The 895-nt window shown below is 48.7% G+C and carries 1 protein-coding gene; it reads right to left on the bottom strand.

All coding sequences use genetic code 11. The annotated features are described in order from the left end of the window. Positions 1-13: 13 nt before the first annotated feature. Entirely contained in the window at positions 14-700 is a 687-nt protein-coding gene (locus tag C5S62_RS04475; protein WP_104404238.1) for a queuosine precursor transporter, read from the bottom strand. Positions 701-895: the final 195 nt, after the last annotated feature.

Here is an 895-nt window from a genome sequence, read left to right on the forward strand (position 1 = left end):
TTATCATAAGGTGTCATAAATCAAAAATTTTCCAGATATTATAAGATATGTGTTCATCGTAAGCATCGGCCCCCTCAAGGCGTTTGAGGCGGCGCACCACATGTACGGTCACCGGCAAAGCCACGATTTCATAAATCGTCTTGAGCATCACCTGCGTGAGCATGATGGCCGGCAGCACGTTCCAGGGCACCACTCCTCCCAATGCCAAGGGAAAGAACACAAGCGAGTCGGCCGTTTCTCCCACAACAGTAGAGACAATGGCGCGCAACGAAAAATGGCGCCCCCCCTGCAGGAGCTTCATACGGCTCATCACATAGGCATTGAGCAACGATCCGACAAGAAAAGCCAGAAAAGAGGCGCCAGCAATGCGCGGTGCCAAACCGAAAATGGCATGAAAGCCCTCATCGCCTTTCCAATAAGGAGCGGCGGGCAAGGCATCGGCAGCCAAACCGAAAATGACAAAAAGAAAATTCATCAGAAATCCCAGCCAGATGACCAGTCGGGCACGCCTGTACCCCCATACCTCAACGAGACAATCGTTGATGATATACGAAACCGGGAAAACAATCAGACCGGCCGTCAGTTCCAACGGTCCCAAGGTAACTTGCTTCGTTTCGAGCAAATTGGCTGCTATCAAGCAGACGCAGAAGAGCACTCCGAGCATCATGAAAGGGAGGCTCACGGTAATTTTTCGAGACATATATTTCTTGTTTTTAACGAGGTTCGTCAAGCACTCGGTTCCGCACGCCACGGCAACGGAACATGGGCGCAAAGATACAACATTTTTCTCAAACCTCTCCGGTGCGCCATTTTAAATCTGTCATTCTTACCGGTTCTCAACTTTAACATATTTAACTTTCGATTACAATCCAAAGTGTTAAAATATAGGTTGCAA

Origin of the sequence: Prevotella sp. MGM2 (assembly GCF_002933955.1) — a bacterium.
In the GTDB taxonomy this organism is placed as follows: Bacteria; Bacteroidota; Bacteroidia; order Bacteroidales; family Bacteroidaceae; genus Alloprevotella.